The organism is Pseudarthrobacter oxydans, assembly GCF_030812335.1.
In the GTDB taxonomy this organism is placed as follows: Bacteria; Actinomycetota; Actinomycetes; order Actinomycetales; family Micrococcaceae; genus Arthrobacter; species Arthrobacter oxydans_B.
Window position 1 is genome coordinate 357,400 of the sequence record NZ_JAUSSN010000002.1, and the last position, 17,857, is coordinate 375,256.

A 17,857-nucleotide genomic window follows, 5' to 3' on the forward strand; every position below is an offset into this window, starting at 1 on the left:
ACAAACGGGGCCCCGGACACCTGGTCCGGGGCCCCTGCGCTGCGGGAACGGCGGGAACTTCGGGCGGCCTGGGCCGCCGCCCCGGCGGTTCCTAGTAGCGGTAGTGGTCCGGCTTGTACGGTCCCGATACCTCCAGGTCCAGGTACTCGGCCTGCTCCTTCGACAGCTCGGTCAGTTCGACGCCGAGGGCGTCAAGGTGCAGACGGGCAACCTTCTCGTCCAGGATCTTCGGCAGCACGTAGACCTGCTTGTCATACTCCCGCTCCCCTTCCGGCTGGTCACGCTTGGTGAAGAGCTCGATCTGCGCGATCGTCTGGTTGGCGAAGGAGTTGCTCATCACGAAGGACGGGTGGCCGGTGGCGTTGCCGAGGTTCAGCAGGCGGCCCTCGGACAGCACGATGATGGAGCGGCTGCCCTCTCCCGTGGCGGGATCTTCCGCGAAGACCCACTCGTGCACCTGGGGCTTGATTTCGACCTTCGTGATGCCGGGAATCCGTGCCAGCCCGGCCATGTCGATCTCGTTGTCGAAGTGGCCGATGTTGCCCACGATCGCCTTGTCACGCATCCCGGCCATGTGCTCGGCCATGATGACGTCCTTGTTGCCGGTCGTGGTGATGAAGATGTGGCCCTCGCTGAGGACGGATTCCAGCTTCGCGACCTGGTAGCCGTCCATGGCGGCCTGGAGGGCGCAGATGGGATCGATCTCAGTGACGATAACGCGTGAGCCCTGCCCGCGGAAGGCCTCCGCTGCGCCCTTGCCGACGTCGCCGTAACCGCAGACGACGGCGACCTTGCCGCCCATCAGGACGTCGGTGGCGCGGTTGATGCCGTCCGGCAGGGAGTGGCGGATGCCGTACTTGTTGTCGAACTTGCTCTTGGTCACGGAGTCGTTGACGTTGATGGCCGGGAACAGCAGCTTGCCCTGCTCCGCGAGCTGGTAGAGGCGGTGCACGCCGGTGGTGGTTTCCTCGGTGACGCCCAGCAGGCGGGAGCCGATCCGGGTCCACTTCTGCGGGTCCGCCTGCAGCGACGCGCGCAGCACGTCAAGGAAGACCCGTCCTTCCTCGGATTCGTCGTCGGCGGTGGCCGGGACAGCACCGAGGGCCTCGAAGTCGACGCCCTTGTGGACCAGCATGGTGGCGTCGCCGCCGTCGTCGAGGATCATGTTCGGGCCGAGGTCCGGGTTGCTGTCCGCCCCGGGCCATGTCAGGATCTGCTCCGCGGTCCACCAGTATTCCTCCAGCGTCTCGCCCTTCCAGGCGAACACCGGGACGCCCTGGGGGTTGTCGACCGTTCCGCTGCCGACCACCACGGCGGCGGCGGCTTCGTCCTGGGTGGAGAAGATGTTGCAGGAGGCCCAGCGGACTTCGGCGCCAAGTGCGGTCAGCGTCTCGATCAGCACGGCGGTCTGCACCGTCATGTGCAGGGACCCGGCGATCCGGGCACCCTTGAGCGGCTGGCTGGCGCCAAACTCCTCGCGCAGGGACATCAGGCCGGGCATTTCATGCTCGGCGAGGCGGATCTGGTGCCGGCCTGCTTCGGCCAGGGAGATGTCCGCAATCTTGTAATCGAGAGTCATATGAATCCTTTGCTGTGGCCGGCGGGCAGGTCCTTGACCTGGCTGCCTGTGACGAACGTAGAGGGGCTGATCAGTGGCTTGAGAGTACTTCGGAGCCGAACGGCGCAGCGATGGGACCGGCTGCCTAGCCGGCGGTGTGCCGGGACGCGTCGGGCTGTCCTGACTCGGGCTGGCCGGGCTGGCCGGCGTCGTGCTGGGAGGCGGGGGCCGCTGCGGCGGCGGGGAGCAGTTCCGGCGGAAGCAGCAAGGGGATGCCGTCCTCGATTGCGTAGCGCAGTTTCACCCCGGCGGGGCCGGCCGCCGTGGTGACGAGTTCCTCGCCGTCCTGCACCAACGGGGACCCGGTCACGGGGCATCTGAGGACAGATAAGAGTTCGGGACTGATCTTCGGCATGGTGAACGCTCCCTGGTGGACGCCGCAGCAGGCGCCGGTGGCTTACGGATTTTGCAGTTCCCAGCCTACCGCCAGTTGCAGCTTACGAAGGTTCGCGCAGGACGCGCAGATGCCCCCGGCGGGCGCCCTCGGTTGCGGCCGGGGCTTCGAGGGCGGGGTGGACGCTGCGCTGGCCCTGGCCGGATTCAGGCGCGGCGGGCCGTGAGGCCGCCTCCCGGACGGCGTTGGCCAGGGCGAGGAGGTCATCGGGGCCGGGACCTGCGGGGGTAGCCGGCATGGCCAGCCGCAGCACCTCCCAGCCGCGCGGGACGGTCAGGGACCCGGCGTGCTGTTCACACAAGTCGTAGCAGTGCGGCTCGGCGTAGGTTGCCAGCGGCCCCAGAACGGCGGTGGAGTCGGCATAGACGTACGTCAAAGTGGCCACCGCTGAGTTGCGGCAGGCTGACCTTGAACAAAGACGAATAGCACCCACGACATCACAGACTACTCCCCCGGGCCGCCGGACGCCGGGCGGCACGCTGACGGCGGGTCGGACTGCCCGTATCGCGTAAACCATCCGCCGGGTTTAGAGTCGAGATATGCAGTCATCGCACCAAGATCCGGGTTTTACGGTCCGCTTGGCTGAAACCGACGCCGGACGTCACGACGCCGCCTCCGCCGCGGGCGGTTCCGGCCGGGCCACGGCGCCGAGGGGCTTCCGCCAGCGGCGCAGGAACCGGCACGGCCGCGGACTCCGCGGCGAGCTGATGCTGCCCACGCTGCCCGGTTACCGCACCCGCTCGGACCGTTTCGACGACTTTGTCCTGGACTCGGCTGAGCGGCTCCACGACATCTGGGGCAAGCCGCTGGACGGGGTCCGGTTCGCCGTCGACGAGATTCCGCCGGGGCTCGAACAGCTCGTGGCGGACCGCGCTGTCGCCCCGATGGGCTCCTACTCCCCCGCCACGGCGGAGGAGGGGCCGGTGATCACCCTGTACCGCCGGGTCGTCGAGCAGGCCTGCGGCAGCCGCGAGGAACTGCAGGACCTGGTCCATGACGTGGTGGTGGAGTACACCGCCGAGATGCTGGGGGTGCCGCCCGAGTCCCTCGATCCGGTCTACCGCCGCCGCTACTAGGCCCGGTCCGACGAAACCCTGACCGTGGGCAGGCCCACAGCCTGCGGACCGCGCCGCGGCGACCCCGGGCTGCTCCCCCACCGGAACGGTCAGTAGCCGAGCGTGACCGGGACCTGCTCCTGGCCCGCTGCCCCGGGGGCAACGGCCATCGTTGAGATGTCCTGCCTGCCGTCCTGTTGCAGCAGGACCGCGCCGTAGGCGGGATCCCCCGCGGCGGACACGAGGTAGCCCACGAGCTGCGAGCCCGCGACGTCGGCCGGGACCTTGATGGACGCGGTGGTGCCGCCGGCGATGTCCGCGGCCGCGGCCGCGTGGACCTTGCCGTCCGCCGTGACCGGGGTATAGGAAATGGTGGCCCGGCCTTCGGGGGCGCCGAAAATCAGGAACCGCTCTCCTGGGCCCGGGACCGGGACAACGTGTTGGCTTCCCAGCCTCGCCGAGGCCGGTGACCACGCGAAGTCGGAGGCATCCTCGGCCGTCAGTCCCCTGGTGGCGCGCGCCGCCGCGGTGAAGGAAACGTCCGAGCTGACGGAGACCGTGTAGGGCCCGGCCGGCACCCCGGCGAGGGGGACCTCGGTGACGGATCCGGCTTTCGCCGTGACCACTCCGCCGCCGGGCAGCGCCTTCTGGCCGTCCCGTCCGAAGACCTTGATCGCGATGACGGCGTCGGCGGAACCCGGCACCGTCAGCTGCAGGGCCGGTCCTGCATCCGCGAAGCCGGGCCGGGCGGTGAGGCCCGCCAGACCGGCGGGATCCTGGATGTCGACACCGGTGATGACCTGGCGGAGGGCCGGCGCTGCGGCCGGTGCGATGAACTCGACGCCGCCGGGCGTCAGTCCCCGCAGCACGCTTTGCTGGATGTGCGCGGCCACCGGCCCGCCGGCGCTGCGCACCCGGACGCTGAGCCTCTCCTGCCCCGGGGCGAGCCCGGCCAGGATCACGGAGCGGGTGGTGCCCGGCGCGACGAGGAGTCCCCGGCTTCCCGGGGCCTGGATCAGGCCCTCGGCGCCGAAGAGTTCGAGGCTGACCGTGGCGGGGCTGCCGGAGGCGTTGCTGAGCTTCAGCACGGCGGTCCGGCCGAGCGCGGTATTGGCCCCGACCAGCCAGAGGTCGTTGCCGGGTTGCTGGCAGGCGGCGGCCGCCGAACCGCGGAGGTCGCCGTCCTCCGCGGTGTAGCGCATGGCTGCCCCCGCGGAGGGCTGGCGGTCGGCCTGGGCGTCGGCGCTCAGGACCGTCACGTCGTCGACGCCCTGCTGGGCCACGACGCCGGCCAGCGGTGCGGCGGCCGCGGGCCGGGTCGCGGCCGGACCTTCGGACACCGGTGCGGCCTTGGCCAGTTCCACCAGGGTGCTTCCGGTCAGCGAGGCGAGCCTGCTTCCGGGCAGGACTCCGGAACCGGAGCCCAGCACCACGGCGTTGACGTTGCTCCGGGCGGTGGCGGACTCCGGGCTGAACTGCGGATCGATTCCCACGGTGGCACCTTCCAGGAGCCGGGCCGGTCCGGGGCAGACGCCCACACTGCTGCCGGCGGGGACCGCCGCCAGCGGTGCAGCGACGGGCCGGCTGCTGCCGGGACCCTGCGGCGTGAGCGCCGTGGCGGAAACGAGTCCGCCGCCGGCAGCGACGAGGACGACGGCGGCGAGGACGCCGCCCAGCCGGCGGGTGCGCGGACGCGCCGCGGGAGCCGTGGGCTCCGTAGCGTCGTGCCCGGTGTCGGCGGTGTCGGGTTTGTCGGGGATGTCGGGGATGTCGTCCCTAGGCATGTTGATGTTCCTTACGCAGGGAGCCTTCGTCCCTGGAGAGGCCGGTGTTCGGCCGGCGGGCAGGCATGGGGATGGCCAGCAGGACGGTCAGGCCAATGATGACGGCCTGGGCAGCGCCGGCCCAGATGGCCCAGGGTGCTTCGTAGCGGAGACTGAATTGCCCGCCCTCGGCGGGCAGGGTGAAGGCCTGCGCCCACCCGGAGGTGGTGGCGGTCAGGCGGCGGCCGTCGAGCCAGGCGCTCCAGCCCGGATCGGCGCGTTCGGCCAGCACGACGAGCCGTCCTTCCGGCCCGTCCGGCACCGCGGCGTCGGCGGACACCGTCCGGGACGGGACCAGCCCGACGGTGGCGCCCGCGCCGTCGACGATCCGCACGCGGTGGGCGATGTCGGCGGCCGCGATGACGGGCTGGTTCAGGGGGCTGATCCGCCAGAGCCAGCCGACGTCGGTCTTGCCGACGGCGACGAGGCCGGGGACGGCGTCCATCCGGCTGGCAGTCAATTGCGCCGCGGTATCGGCGGCCCGCAGGACCACGAAGCCGACGCCGAGCTGCTCCAGCTCGGCGCGGGGATCGACGCCCTGGCCGGCCACGACGGTGGCCACGACGTTGCGCAGCGAAGCGACGACGGCGTCGTCGTCACGGACGGTCTCCTGGCCGGGCTCCCCCATGATCGGGCGGGCGGCGGCAATCGTGGACAGCGAGCCGAGGGTGGTGCCGGCGCCGCGCATGAGCGCGGCGTCGAACGTTCCGTTTTCCCCGGTGGAGATGATGAGGGTGCGGGACTGTTCGGGTCCTTCGCCGCGGTCGATGGCCGTGGCGGGGAGGGTCCTGGGCTCGGCCGGCTGCACCAGTCTCGTGACGCCCAGGGAACCGGTGCCGGCCGCTCCGGCAGCCGGCGTGGCCGGCGGCAGGACGTTTTGTGCGGCCCACACCGTCAGGCCGGCCACCGGGCCGGCCAGCAGCAGGATCATGGCGGTGACCGCGGCGCCGCGGGTCAGGATCTTGCGGCCCGTGGTTGCGGCGGCGGCCCGGTCGGCGGAGTCCAGCAGGCCGGTCGCGCCGATCAGGGACGCCCCCAGGAGGGCAAAGGCCGCGGCCGACACGGCCGGTCCGGTAAAGGGAGTGACCAGGACGTCGGCGCTGACTCCGGTGGCGACCTGGCTGCTGAGCCAGCCGCCGGCCAGCAGCAGCAGTGCCGCGGTCCAGAGGGCGCGGGCAGTCCGCGGCGGCCGGCCCGGCAGGAACAGGGCAGCCACGGCCAGGAGCAGGACGGGCAGTCCGATCAGCAGGGCGAGCAGGAGCGCCCACGGTACGGCGGAGTCCGCGCCGAACACCGGAAGGCCGGTGAGGCCGCCGTCGGAGGCGAAGCGCAGCGGCTGGCCCAGTGCCTGCTGCCACAGCGGTGCCGCGTCAAAGCCCAGCGGCAGGCCGGGGTCCGCGAGCAGGGCGCGGGGCCGGTCAATTGTGGAGGCCAGGAACGGCACGAACAACGCCAGGGTGGGCAGCAGCGCCCACCATACGGTGCGGCCGCGACGGCCCAGGAGCGTGCCGCACAGGGCCACGAGCACGACGCCGGGCAGCAGCAGTGAGGGGGCGGCCGCGGTCACGACGGCCAGGGCCAGTCCGGCCGCGGCGGCGGCGGTCCAGGAGGGGGTGCCGTTGATGCCGGGTTTCACCGGTGGCGCCTCGGTGAAAAGCCGCTCCCCGGGCGCCGGCACGGCGTAGCGGCCGCGTCCCGCGGCGGTGCCGGTGGCCCGCAGCAGGGCCAGCACCAGCAGCGGCATCATGACGTGGGCGACGAGGGCGCCGGCGCGGCCTTGGTTGAGCGCCACCTGTAGGGCCGGCGCTGCGGCCCAGAGGAGGGCGGCGGCCAGCCGGAGCCGGCGGCGCTGCGTCAGTGCGCCGGCGGCGAACCAGGCACCGAGGGCGGAGAGCGGCATGGCCAGGATGAGCAGCCCGGCGAGTGCGGTGTTGGCGTTGCCGCCGCCGAGCGCGCCCAGGGCCCACAGCACGTAGCCGAAGGGGTCGCCGTGCCCGGGTAGTCCCGCCCCGAGGGTGATCCACCAGCCGGAGGCGTGGTCCCAGGTCTCGCCCAGCCGCAGCGGGAGCGGTATGCTCGCGCCGCCGGCGACGGCTTCGGCCCGGAACAGGCTCAGCAGGCCGATGAGGGAGGCCGCGGTGGTGAGCAGGAGGGCGAGCAGCGCGCCGTTGCCCACCCAGCCCCGCTCGGAGGTGGTCAGGGCGGCGAAGTCGTCCGCGGAGTCGCCGGTGGGCTGTTCGGCCAGGGGGTCGTTGCCGCCGGGGTTGTCCCCGGAGTCGTCCGCCCCGAGGGCTTCCATGAGCGAACGGCGGTGTGCCCAGACTTCACGCCGCGGGGTCTGCAGCCCCTTGATGACGGAACGCCGGATGCGGCGTGTCCGGGCGGCGTTGCGCCGGCCCCGGGCCACGGCCGCGGGGCGTGAAAGTGCGCCGAAGGTGGCCAGGAGCTGCGAGAAACCGTGTCCCGGATCTTTGACCGCGATGCTCAGGACCAGCTTGAAGATGCTGCCCAGCAGGGCGCCGGCCGCGTGCAGCGGCACTTTCCAGGCGGGGGCGTGCTTGAGCCGCAAATGCACCTGGGCCTTGCGGGCCGCTGCCGCGTTGCCCAGGGCGTGCGGGCGGTGCGAGACGTGGAACATCCTTGCGCTGGGGACCACCACCACACGGTGTCCGGCCAGCCGGTTGCGCCAGCAGAAGTCGACGTCGTCGCCGCTGCCCGGCAGTGCCGGGTCGAAGCCGTTCAGGTCCTCCCAGACGTCGCGGCGGACCAGCATACCGGCGGAGTTGACCGCGAAGGTGTCGCTGCGTGCGTCGTATTGTCCCTGGTCCAGCTCGTCGGCTTCGATGAGGGTCAGCCGCTCGGCCCAGCGGCTGGTGGAGAGTCCGACGTCGATCAGCCGGCGTTCGGAGTGCCAGTCCAGCTGCTTGCAGCCCGCCACCGTGACCGAGGGCGCGCGTTCGACGGCACGGAGGAGTTCGGCGAGGGCCTCGGGCGCAGGGGCTGCGTCGTCGTGCAGCAGCCAGATCCACTCGGCCGCGGGGCGGCCGGCACTCCCGGCGCCGGGCCGGGCGGCGAGGGCGCTTAGCCCTGCCTGCACCGCTGCGCCCATGCCGCTGCGGGCCTGCTCGAAGACGGTGACGTTGGCGGCGCCGAACGCCTCCTCGAGGAGGGCCGCCGAATGGTCGCGGGAACCGGTATCAACCCCGATGCAGGTGTCCGCGGGCCGGCTCTGAGCCGCCAGCGCCGCGAGGGTCCTGGGGAGAAAGTCACCGCCGTCGTGGGAAACCACGACGGCGGTGACTCGTACTTCTTGAAGAATTAGATCGCTCGCTTCCTAAGCCGGCGCCGCTCGCGCTCGGAGAGGCCGCCCCAGATGCCGAAACGCTCATCGTTGGACAGGGCGTATTCCAGGCACTGCGAGCGGACGTTGCACGCCCCGCAGACCTTCTTGGCGTCGCGGGTTGAGCCACCCTTCTCTGGGAAGAATGCCTCCGGGTCGGTCTGTGCGCAGAGCGCGTCCGTCTGCCAGCCCAGCTCGCCTTCATCGTCGAAGTCCTGCTGAGAAGGCAGCCCGATCCATACCGGCTGCGTGGTGGTGCCCGCGTGGAGGGTCTGGAGCTCCATCGGCGGATCGTGAAGATCGTTGTCCTGGTCCGGACCGGACAGAAGTTCGTCGTGCGCCGCGAGGAAGGCGGTCGCCTGGTCCTGCAGCTTATCGTTGGTGTGCTCGTTGAAGCGGTCTGCCGCGTCCGGATCTGCCGGATCGACGTACCAGTCGCTCGGCACTCCGCGTGAACGGTATTTGGCCGTGGCCTGCCCAGCAACGACGGCCTCTTCATGGATACGCTCTGCTAGCCCCATTGGCGTTTCCTCTCTGATTTTGCGGCCGTTGCCTGACCCGGTGACACTCGGTTGAGTTCCGGTTTCCGCACATCGACCTTCGATACCTAATTACACGTGTGTAAGTATCTTCCGTCAAGCCACGGCGGAGATAATAATCAACCCGAGGCTCAAAGCGGGGGCACGCCACGCCCGGGATTTTTACGCCACACCCCGGAGAATGCGCGGAATAATCAGGGTGCTGAGCACTTCGGAGAAATTTTTCCTGAATTTCCGGGGAACTTCCCGGCGCGGCACCGGACGCCGGCCAACGGGCACCGGCGCGCTTATGACGGAGATCACACCCGCAGCTGCCGTGGCAAGATGAAACCATGACTATCCCGGCAATCGACCTGATGACAGCCCTGCGTTCCGGCCAATCCACCTCCCCCCGGCTCACCTGGTACGGGCCCGAATCCGAGCGGGTCGAGCTCTCCGGACGGGTGCTGGACAACTGGGTGGCGAAGACCAGCAACCTCCTGCAGGACGAGCTCGACGCCGAACCCGGGACGCGGTTGCGGCTGGACCTGCCGGCCCACTGGAAATCCGTGATCCTCGCCCTGGCCGCCTGGCAGCTTGGCATGGAGGTTGTGTTCGACGATGCCGAGGCCGAACTGCTGGCCACCGGCGATCCGGGACCCGGGGCTGCGCAGGGGGCATTCGACGCCGTCATGGCAGTGGCGCTCCCGGCGCTGGCGATGCGGTGGCCGGGCGAGCTGCCCACCGGCGTCGTGGACTACGCCGCCGAGGTGCGCTCCCACGGGGACGTCTTTATGCCGCACGTGGATCCGGAACCGTCGCGGCGGGCAGTCGCGGCCGCCGCGGGGGCGGAACACACCCACGGTGATCTGCTGGGCGGCTTCGCGGCCGCGCACGACGAGGGCGTCCGGCTGCTGGTGACCGCCGGGGACGGCCTGGAGCCTGCCCTGGCCCAGTGCCTGGGCGCTTGGAAGAGCGACGGGTCGGTGGTGCTGGTGCACCCCGACGTCACGGTAACGGAGAAGCTGCTCGCAGACGAGCGCATCAACGGCAGCTGAGCCGGGTCCCGCCGTGTCGGGCGGGGAACCTGCCGGCTCCGCCTAGGCCGGCGGCCCCGGCCGCTCCGGGTCCTGGACGGCGCGCGCCCTGACGGCGGGGTCCCTGACGGCCGGGTCCCTGACGGCGGGGACGTTCTCGACGGCGGCGCTGGGGTGCGGGTGCGGGTGCCGCTCGATGATTTCGTGGTCGTGCGAGAACTCCGGCTCTTCGTCGAGTTCCTTGTTGAAGACCAGGAAGCGGTAGGCAAAGAAGCGCACCACCGTGGCGACCAGGATGCCAACGATCCCGGCGGCGAAGAGCATGTTCTTGTCCGTGACCCCGAAGGCGTACTTGGCGAGGGCAGTGAACCCGGTGGAGATGCCGATGCCGATGCCATTGATCAAGATGAACATCCCGAACTCGCGGAGCACGTTGTCCTGGCGGCGGTGGCGGAAGGTCCAGAACCGGTTGGCAATCCAGGAGAAGATCGTTGCGATGCTGGCGCCGACAAAGCGGGCCTTGGCCTCGCTGTCGGTCATCGGACCGTGCATCAGGTAGTACGTGAGTCCGTTGTCAATGATGAACGCGACTCCGCCCACCGCACCGAATTTGGCCACTTCGCGCCAGAAGAGCGAGGCGAGCCCGCGCAAGCGCTCGCTGAGTGTAGTAATCATGACCCTCCGTGGCCTTCTTGAACTGTCGGCCATTGGGCCAAGGGCCCATTTTAGCGCCGATTACCCCGCGCTCGCCCCGGCGGCCGGTCTGCCGGCGGCAACGGCGGCGCCCGGCAGCCGGCCCGACGCCGGCCAAAATGCCCGGATCTGCCCGCGCCAACCCCGCCGGACAGGGGTCCGTGGCCGCCCGGATCCCGCACCCGGACGTCCAAAAGCCGGGATATGGCGAGGTTTTCGGTAGGCTGGGACTTGTGACTTTTCCTGTGATCGGTGTAGTTGGCGGCGGCCAGCTCGCCCGAATGATGGCCCCCGCGGCCACCGCCCTGGGCTTCGAGCTCCGCGTCCTTGCCGAAGGTGAGGACGTCTCAGCCGTCTCAGCCGTGGCCAATGCCCCGGTCGGTGACTACACCGATCTGGACCATCTCCTTGAGTTTTCCCGCGGCCTGGACGTGCTGACGTTCGACCACGAGCACGTCCCCACCGAACACCTCCGTTCCCTGCAGCGGGCCGGCGTGAACGTCCAGCCCGGACCGGACGCGCTGGTCAACGCCCAGGACAAGCTCGTGATGCGGGCGGCTATCGACAGGCTGGAGCTGCCCAATCCGCGCTGGGCCGCGGTCGACGACGTCGCCGGGCTGGTCGCGTTCGGCGAGGACATCGGCTGGCCGGTCGTCCTGAAGACCCCGCGCGGCGGCTACGACGGCAAGGGCGTGCGGATCGTGGACTCCGCGGCGGATGCCGCGGACACCGCCGACTGGTTCGCGGCGATGTCGCCGCTGCTTGCGGAGGCCAAGGTGGAATTCAGCCGCGAGCTCTCGGCCCTGGTGGCCAGGACACCGGACGGTGAGTCGCGGGCCTGGCCCGTGGTGCACACCATCCAGGTCGACGGCGTCTGCGACGAAGTCATCGCCCCGGCGCTGGACATCCCGCTGGAGGTTGCGGCGGCGGCCGAAAACGCCGCCCTCCGGATCGCCAGCGAACTCGGCGTCACCGGTGTGATGGCCGTCGAGCTGTTCGAAACCCCCGGGGTCGGGGCAGGCTTCCTGATCAACGAGCTCGCCATGCGGCCGCACAACACCGGCCACTGGACCCAGGACGGCTCGGTGACCAGCCAGTTCGAACAGCACCTCCGGGCCATCCTCAATCTGCCGCTCGGCGCCACGGACCTGCTGGGACCCGTCGTCGTGATGAAGAACTTCCTGGGCGGCGAGAACCAGAATCTGTTCTCCGCCTATCCCGCAGCCCTTGCCAGCGAACCCGCGGCGAAGGTCCACTGCTACGGCAAGGCCGTCCGGCCGGGCCGCAAGATCGGCCACGTCAACCTCGTCGGCGGCTCGGTGGCCGACGTCGACTCGGTGCGCGAACGCGCCACCACGGTCGCCAACATCATCCGGAACGGCAGGGCCCAGGCCCGGGCCGCAGCGGGAGCACACGAGGAGAACGCATGAGCAGCAGCAGCACGGCCCCGTCCACGGACGCCCGGTTCCCGGCCGCCGCGGACGCGGAGGCCGATGCCCCGATCGTCGGGCTCGTTATGGGCTCGGACTCCGACTGGCCCGTGATGGAGGCTGCTGCCGAGGCCCTCGCCGAATTCGGCATCCCCTTTGAGGCCGATGTTGTCTCCGCACACCGTATGCCGCTGGAAATGATCCGGTACGGCCAGACGGCCCACGAGCGCGGGCTGCGTGTCCTCATCGCCGGCGCCGGCGGCGCCGCCCACCTTCCGGGCATGCTCGCCTCGGTCACGCCGCTGCCGGTCATCGGCGTCCCGGTGCCGCTCAAGACCCTCGACGGCATGGATTCCCTGCTCTCCATCGTCCAGATGCCCGCCGGGGTTCCGGTTGCGACCGTGTCCATCGGCGGGGCCCGGAACGCCGGTCTGCTGGCCGTGCGGATGCTGGCCTCCGGCACGGACCCGCTGGCCGCCCAGCTCCGCGCCGAACTGGTCAACTTCGCCCAGGAACTCAATGACGTCGCCACCCGGAAGGGCGCAAACCTGCGGCGCAAGGTGAGCGAAGTCTTCGCGGACGCGAACGTCGTCACCCGGGGCAGCCGTTAAGGATCACCAGATGACCAACAGTTATGCCCCGTCCCGCCAGCCGTCGCCGCCGAACCGGACCGCTGCACCGTCCCGCACGGATCCCGTCCGCTACCCCTCGGGGGCAGCCGCTCCGGTCCTGACCAAGCGTGCCTTCCTGCTGGTCCTGATGACCCTGCTGGTCCCCGGCAGCGCCCAGATTGTCGCCGGCAACCGGCGGCTGGGGCGGATGGCGCTGCGTGTCACCCTCACCGTCTGGGTGCTGGCCGTCCTCGCAGCCGCGCTCCTGCTGGCATCCCGGTCATCGCTGATCAACATGATCACCAACCCGGTCACCGCACTGCTGCTGGTCGTCGGCCTGGCGGCGCTGGCCATCGGCTGGGCCGCCCTCTTCCTCAACACCCTGCGGCTGATCCGTCCCGTGCTGCTGGCGCCCGGCGTGCGACCCGCCGTCGTCGCCGCCCTGGTGCTGGCCATGATCCTCAGCAGCGGCTCGCTGGGCTACGCCGCGTACCTGCTCAACGTCAGCCGCGACGCCATCGGCAACATCTTCTCCAACGGACCGACGATGGAGCCCTCGGAGGGCCGGTACAACTTCCTCATGATGGGCGGCGACGCCGGGGCGGACCGCACCGGCCGCCGGCCGGACAGCCTCTCGGTCATCAGCGTCGATGCCAAGACCGGCAAGACCGCCATCATCTCGGTGCCCCGCAACCTGCAGAATGCGCAGTTCAGCGAGGACTCGCCGATGCGCAAGGTTTACCCTGACGGGTACGACTGCGGCAATGAGTGCCTCATCAACGCCATCAACACCGAGGTCACCAACGAACACCAGGACCTGTACCCCGGCGTCGCCGACCCGGGCGCGCAGGCCACAATGGAAGCCGTCTCCGGGACCCTGGGCATCAAGGTCCAGGCCTATGTGCTGGTGGACATGGAGGGCTTCGCCAAACTCATTGATGCCATGGGCGGCATCCGGATCAAGGCCGGCGGCTGGGTCCCGCTCAGCGGCGACATGGTGGACGAGGCCAACGGCATCCACGGCATGCCGACCGGCTGGATCCCCGCCGGGGAGCAGCACCTCGACGGCTATCACGCGCTCTGGTACGGCCGTTCGCGCGAGTTCGTTGATGACTACGCCCGCATCCAGCGTCAGCAGTGTGTCCAGCAGGCCATGCTGAAGCAGCTGGATCCGGCCACCCTGCTCTCCAAGTTCGAGGACATCGCCAGCGCCGGCACCAAAGTGGTGGACTCCAACGTCTCCTCCAGCCAGCTCGGCAGCTTCGTGGACCTCGCGATGAAGGCCAAGGGCCAGGACATGAGCCGGCTCACCATCGGACCGCCCGACTTCGACGCGTCCTTCTCGACAGTCCCTGACTTCGACCAGATCCACCAACGGGTCGACGCCCTCCTGGCCCCCGCCCCCACGGCGGGCCCCGCCGACGACGGCATCCGCCCGCAGGACTCGGCACCCGGACCGCTGTCGGCTGCCGGTGCGCTACCCGGCGCACAGCCCGGCACCCAGCCCGGCACCCAGCCCGCACCGTCGCCGTCGTCGGACTTCACCCCGGTGACCACCACGCCGGACGGCGAACCGATCACCGAGGAGATGCTCAACCAGTTCAAGCGCAACGGCGACGAACAGTCGATCCGGAACCTGGTGGCCACGAACGGCCAGTGCGCGCCGCTTTAGTTCCTTCCGACCAGTCTTTCCAGCAGCCTTCCGTAATAGATAGGGACACCCGGCATTGTACGAACTCGAGAATGTCCTCCGGCCGTATGCCTGGGGTTCCACAACAGCCATCGCCGGGCTCCTTGGCAGGGCGGCGTCCGGCGGGCCGGAGGCGGAGCTGTGGATCGGCGCGCACCCGGACTCCCCCTCGGTGGCACTCAGTCCGGCCGGCGCCGGATCGACGGGCGCTCACGCCGCGGTCGCGGACGACGGCGGCCGGCAGGCCCTGGATGCGCTGATCGCGGAGGATCCGGAGCACCATCTGGGCAGCGACAGTGTGGCTGAATTCGGCCCCCGGCTTCCCTTCCTGCTCAAGGTCCTGGCCGCCGAGAGCCCCCTTTCCCTCCAGGTGCACCCGACCCTCGAGCAGGCCCGGGCAGGGTTCGCCCGCGAGGAGGCCGCCGGAGTCGACCGCGCGGCCGCGGAACGCAACTACAAGGACGACAACCACAAGCCGGAGATGATCCTGGCGCTCACACCGTTCGAGGCGCTGTGCGGGTTCCGCCCGGCGGCGGAGTCCTTGGCCGTCTTCCAGGTGCTGGTGGCCGATTTTGAGCTGGCCGGCCTGGAACTGCCGCCGCTCGTTCCGCTGCTGCTCGAGGACCTGGCGCAGCGCGATGAGCCCGCGGCCCTCCGCTCGGCCTTCAAGAGGCTGATCTCCGGCGGGGAGGACGTTGCGGAGGCGACGGCCGCGATTGTGGCAGCCCTGATCTCCGGCGCCCCGACGGCGCCCTACCAGGCGGAGCTGTCCACCGTCGTCACGCTCAATGCGCAGTACCCGGGCGATCCGGGCGTGCTGATTTCACTGCTGCTCAACCGGATCTCGCTGGCGCCGGGCGAGGCCGTTTACCTGCCGGCCGGCAATGTCCACGCCTACCTTCACGGCCTCGGTGTTGAGGTCATGGCTTCCTCGGACAACGTGCTGCGCGGCGGGCTGACCCCGAAGTTCGTGGACGTGCCGGAACTGCTCCGCACCGTCTCCTTCGAGGCCGTCGGCGTGCCGATGCTCGGCCCCGAGACGACGATGCTGGGGCAGGAGGTCTTCCGGCCGCCGTTCCGGGAATTCCAGCTGCAGCGCGTCGAGCTCAAGCCCGGCGCGGGGCCCGTTCCGCTGGCGCAGTCGGGAGCGGCCGTCATCCTTGTGGTCTCCGGTTCCGTCCTCCTGGACTCCCCCAAGGGTGAACTGCGGCTGGAGCGCGGCGCGAGCGCGTTCCTGCCCGCGGCCGAGGCGCCGGTCAATGCCCACGCCGCCGCCGACGCCACCGGGACCGCCCTCGCCTTTGCCGTCACCACCGCCCTGAAAGCCTGAGACCGTGGACCACTTCCTGCAGAGCCCCGCGTGGGCCGGCTTCCAACGCGCCCTGGGCCGGACCGTGCATGAGCGCTCGGGCCCCGGCTGGAGCTTCCTGGCCATCGAGGAAAGCAACCCGGCGGGGAAACTGCTCTACGCACCCTACGGACCGGTGGCCGTTTCCCTGGCCGCGTTCGACGCCGCCCTGGCGGCCCTGACGGAGCTGGCCAGCAGCTGCGGTGCCGTGTTTGTCCGCATTGAACCGGTCGACGCCGGCTTCGCGGCCGCCGACGCCGGTGCTGTCCTGCGCACGCGCGGCCTCCGGCCCGCCCCGGCCAACCAGCAGCCGGAACGCACCTGGGTCGTGGACCTCGACCGGGACTTCAAGGACGTCCTGGCGGAGATGAAGCCGGTGAACCGCAACCTGTACCGGAACATCCACAAGAAGGGCGTGACGTTCCGCTCCAGCCAGGACCCGGCGGAAATTTCTATCCTGCTGGGATTCCTGCACCTGACGGCGGCGCGCAGCGGTTTCAAGCCGCAGAGCGACGACTACCTCGGCCAGGTCGCCCGCTCCCTGATGCCGTCCGGTGCCGCGACACTCTTCATCGCCGAACTTGAAGGCGAGCCGATTGCTGCCGCCCTCGCGTACGACTCCGCGGACACCCGCACCTATGCCCACGCCGCGCTGGATGACGCCCACCGGAAGCTCAGCGCCGGGATTCCGCTGCTGGTCACCCTGATGGCCGACGCCAAGGACAAAGGCCTGAAGCACGTGGATCTCTGGGGCGTGGCCCCCGCGGACGACCCCGACCACAAGTGGGCGGGGTTCACGTCCTTCAAAAAGTCCTTCGGCGGCCGCGAGGTCACGTATCCCGGGACCTGGGACCTGCCGGTGCGGACGGTGCGCTACAACGGATACCAGCTGGCCAGGAAGGGCGCGCAGGCGGCCCGCCGAGGCCTCGCGGCGGCCCGGACGCTGCCCGTCCGGCTGCGCGGCGCGCTCCGCCACTAGCCCTCCCCCACCGGACATGCCCCGCGTCAGCCCCGGCGGGTGGACATAGACCCACTATGTCCACTCCTGGGCCAGGGCACTGGACACGCTCCGCGGCGGCAGCGCAACCCCCGGCATCACCACCACCGGACATGCCCCGCGTCAGCACCGGCGGGTGGACATAGACCCACTATGTCCACTCCTGGGCCTAGGCACTGGACACGCTCCGCGGCGGCAGCGCAACCCCGGGCATCACCACCACCGGACATGCCCCGCGTCAGCCCCGGCGCGTGGACATAGACCCACTATGTCCACTCCTGGGCCAGGGCACTGGGCATGTCCCCCGGTGGGCTAGTGTCCGGCGGCGGCGGCTTTCTTCTGGGCCTCGTACGCGCTGGCGACCATGTCCTCGACGGAGTGCCGCATCTTCCAGTCCAGATCACGTGCGGCCAGGGAGCCGTCGGCCACAATCCGGTCCGGGTCTCCCGCCCGGCGGGGCCCGATCTCCGGCTCGAAGTCGATGCCGGTAACCGTGGCCATCGCCGTCATGATCTGTCGGACGGAGAGCCCGTCGCCGGACCCGAGGTTGTAGACGCGTTCCAGCGGCGTGCCGGCGGCGAGGGCCCGGGCGGCCGCGACGTGGGAGGTCGCCAGGTCGGCCACGTGCACGTAGTCGCGCACGCAGGTGCCGTCGGCGGTGTTGTAGTCGGTGCCGTTGATGCGGGGGGTCTTCCCTGCGGTCAGTGCGCGGAGCACAATCGGGAAGAGGTTGTGCGGGCTCGTGTCGTAGAGTTCGGGCGAGCCGGAGCCGACGACGTTGAAGTAGCGCAGCGATGTATGCTTCAGGCCCCGCGCCCTACCCTGGTCGCGGATCAGCCATTCGCCGATCAGTTTGCTCTCGCCGTAAGGGGATTCCGGCTGGGTCGGGGTGTCTTCCGTGACGATGTCCCCGGTGGGGGTGCCGTACGTCGCGGCGGAGGAGGAGAAGACCAGCTTGTCGACCTCGGCGAGTTCCATGGCCTTGAGCAGTTCGGCCGTGCCGGTGACGTTCTGCTCGTAGGTAAGCAGCGGCTCCTGGACCGAAACACCGGCGTACTTGAAACCGGCGAGGTGGATCACGCCCGTCACGCCGTGGTCGAGCATGGTGCGGGCCACGAGTTCCGAGTCGAGGATGGTGCCTTGCACGAACGGCACGTCGTCCGGGACGAACTCGCGGTGCCCGCTGGAAAGCGAATCAACCACCACTGCCTGCATCCCGGCCCCGCGCAAAGCGGAAACCACGTGAGAGCCGATATATCCTGCGCCACCTGTTACGAGCCATGTCATGGTTCCACCCTACCCA

General features: G+C 70.3%; 15 protein-coding genes. 7 read left to right on the plus strand and 8 right to left on the minus strand.

Annotated features, from left to right (window positions below; all coding sequences use genetic code 11):
• Window positions 1-91 precede the first annotated feature (91 nt).
• From ahcY to J2W14_RS04710, 3 genes are all read right to left on the minus strand, one after another.
• On the minus strand, window positions 92-1,579 hold the full coding sequence (gene ahcY / locus J2W14_RS04700) for an adenosylhomocysteinase (RefSeq protein ID WP_307459066.1): 1,488 nt from the start codon (window positions 1,577-1,579) through the stop codon (window positions 92-94).
• Window positions 1,580-1,703: 124 nt separating this feature from the next.
• The gene (locus J2W14_RS04705) at window positions 1,704-1,973 is read right to left on the minus strand and encodes a Trm112 family protein (RefSeq protein WP_307459069.1); all 270 of its coding nucleotides are present in this window, start codon (window positions 1,971-1,973) and stop codon (window positions 1,704-1,706) included.
• Window positions 1,974-2,055: 82 nt separating this feature from the next.
• Entirely contained in the window at window positions 2,056-2,445 is a 390-nt protein-coding gene (locus J2W14_RS04710; protein ID WP_307459072.1) for a DUF3499 domain-containing protein, read from the minus strand.
• 106 nt (window positions 2,446-2,551) lie between these two features.
• On the opposite strand from J2W14_RS04710, the gene J2W14_RS04715 reads away from it, so the two are divergent.
• Entirely contained in the window at window positions 2,552-3,088 is a 537-nt protein-coding gene (locus J2W14_RS04715) for a metallopeptidase family protein (protein ID WP_307459075.1), read from the plus strand.
• Window positions 3,089-3,177: 89 nt separating this feature from the next.
• Here J2W14_RS04715 and J2W14_RS04720 read toward each other — a convergent pair whose 3' ends face one another.
• The 3 genes from J2W14_RS04720 to J2W14_RS04730 are packed head-to-tail and all read right to left on the minus strand — an operon-like array spanning window position 3,178 to window position 8,751.
• Entirely contained in the window at window positions 3,178-4,851 is a 1,674-nt protein-coding gene (locus J2W14_RS04720) for a DUF5719 family protein (RefSeq protein WP_307459078.1), read from the minus strand.
• Window positions 4,844-8,179, minus strand: a complete 3,336-nt coding sequence (locus J2W14_RS04725) for a glycosyltransferase (RefSeq protein WP_307459080.1) — start codon at window positions 8,177-8,179, stop codon at window positions 4,844-4,846. The genes J2W14_RS04720 and J2W14_RS04725 overlap by 8 nt, the downstream gene beginning before the upstream one ends.
• Before the next feature lie 29 nt (window positions 8,180-8,208).
• Window positions 8,209-8,751 carry a WhiB family transcriptional regulator gene (locus J2W14_RS04730; RefSeq protein WP_307459083.1) on the minus strand — a complete coding sequence of 181 codons (543 nt, stop codon included), beginning with the start codon at window positions 8,749-8,751 and terminating at the stop codon, window positions 8,209-8,211.
• 350 nt (window positions 8,752-9,101) lie between these two features.
• On the opposite strand from J2W14_RS04730, the gene J2W14_RS04735 reads away from it, so the two are divergent.
• Window positions 9,102-9,806: a TIGR03089 family protein gene (locus tag J2W14_RS04735; RefSeq protein ID WP_307459086.1), complete on the plus strand. Its 705-nt coding sequence runs from the start codon at window positions 9,102-9,104 to the stop codon at window positions 9,804-9,806.
• 42 nt (window positions 9,807-9,848) lie between these two features.
• Here J2W14_RS04735 and J2W14_RS04740 read toward each other — a convergent pair whose 3' ends face one another.
• The gene (locus J2W14_RS04740) at window positions 9,849-10,460 is read right to left on the minus strand and encodes a GtrA family protein (RefSeq protein ID WP_307459089.1); all 612 of its coding nucleotides are present in this window, start codon (window positions 10,458-10,460) and stop codon (window positions 9,849-9,851) included.
• Window positions 10,461-10,759: 299 nt separating this feature from the next.
• Here J2W14_RS04740 and J2W14_RS04745 point away from each other — a divergent pair, with 299 nt between their 5' ends.
• Genes J2W14_RS04745 through J2W14_RS04765 form a run of 5 tightly spaced genes read left to right on the plus strand, consistent with a single transcriptional unit; the run spans window position 10,760 to window position 16,536 of the window.
• The gene (locus J2W14_RS04745; RefSeq protein ID WP_307459412.1) at window positions 10,760-11,908 is read left to right on the plus strand and encodes a 5-(carboxyamino)imidazole ribonucleotide synthase; all 1,149 of its coding nucleotides are present in this window, start codon (window positions 10,760-10,762) and stop codon (window positions 11,906-11,908) included.
• Window positions 11,905-12,519, plus strand: coding sequence for a 5-(carboxyamino)imidazole ribonucleotide mutase (purE, locus tag J2W14_RS04750; protein ID WP_370871191.1), 615 nt, complete (start codon window positions 11,905-11,907; stop codon window positions 12,517-12,519). Before J2W14_RS04745 ends, purE begins: the two co-directional genes overlap by 4 nt.
• Window positions 12,520-12,529: 10 nt before the next feature.
• A complete protein-coding gene (locus J2W14_RS04755; protein ID WP_307459091.1) occupies window positions 12,530-14,191 on the plus strand; it encodes an LCP family protein in 1,662 nt (553 codons plus the stop codon).
• Window positions 14,192-14,246: 55 nt separating this feature from the next.
• The gene (manA, locus tag J2W14_RS04760; RefSeq protein WP_307459093.1) at window positions 14,247-15,539 is read left to right on the plus strand and encodes a mannose-6-phosphate isomerase, class I; all 1,293 of its coding nucleotides are present in this window, start codon (window positions 14,247-14,249) and stop codon (window positions 15,537-15,539) included.
• Between the two features lie 4 nt (window positions 15,540-15,543).
• The gene (locus J2W14_RS04765) at window positions 15,544-16,536 is read left to right on the plus strand and encodes a lipid II:glycine glycyltransferase FemX (protein ID WP_307459095.1); all 993 of its coding nucleotides are present in this window, start codon (window positions 15,544-15,546) and stop codon (window positions 16,534-16,536) included.
• Window positions 16,537-16,866: 330 nt separating this feature from the next.
• On the opposite strand, the gene galE is transcribed toward J2W14_RS04765, so the two are convergent.
• Window positions 16,867-17,841, minus strand: a complete 975-nt coding sequence (gene galE / locus J2W14_RS04770) for a UDP-glucose 4-epimerase GalE (protein ID WP_307459098.1) — start codon at window positions 17,839-17,841, stop codon at window positions 16,867-16,869.
• Window positions 17,842-17,857 lie beyond the last annotated feature (16 nt).

Coding starts and splice junctions, on each gene's coding strand:
- J2W14_RS04720 (WP_307459078.1), bottom strand. CDS start 4,851: ATGCCTAGGGACGACATCCCCGACATCCCCGACAAACCCGACACCGCC.
- J2W14_RS04745 (WP_307459412.1), top strand. CDS start 10,760: ATGATGGCCCCCGCGGCCACCGCCCTGGGCTTCGAGCTCCGCGTCCTT.
- J2W14_RS04730 (WP_307459083.1), bottom strand. CDS start 8,751: ATGGGGCTAGCAGAGCGTATCCATGAAGAGGCCGTCGTTGCTGGGCAG.
- purE (WP_370871191.1), top strand. CDS start 11,905: ATGAGCAGCAGCAGCACGGCCCCGTCCACGGACGCCCGGTTCCCGGCC.
- J2W14_RS04705 (WP_307459069.1), bottom strand. CDS start 1,973: ATGCCGAAGATCAGTCCCGAACTCTTATCTGTCCTCAGATGCCCCGTG.
- ahcY (WP_307459066.1), bottom strand. CDS start 1,579: ATGACTCTCGATTACAAGATTGCGGACATCTCCCTGGCCGAAGCAGGC.
- J2W14_RS04755 (WP_307459091.1), top strand. CDS start 12,530: ATGACCAACAGTTATGCCCCGTCCCGCCAGCCGTCGCCGCCGAACCGG.
- J2W14_RS04735 (WP_307459086.1), top strand. CDS start 9,102: ATGACTATCCCGGCAATCGACCTGATGACAGCCCTGCGTTCCGGCCAA.
- galE (WP_307459098.1), bottom strand. CDS start 17,841: ATGACATGGCTCGTAACAGGTGGCGCAGGATATATCGGCTCTCACGTG.
- J2W14_RS04740 (WP_307459089.1), bottom strand. CDS start 10,460: ATGATTACTACACTCAGCGAGCGCTTGCGCGGGCTCGCCTCGCTCTTC.
- J2W14_RS04715 (WP_307459075.1), top strand. CDS start 2,552: ATGCAGTCATCGCACCAAGATCCGGGTTTTACGGTCCGCTTGGCTGAA.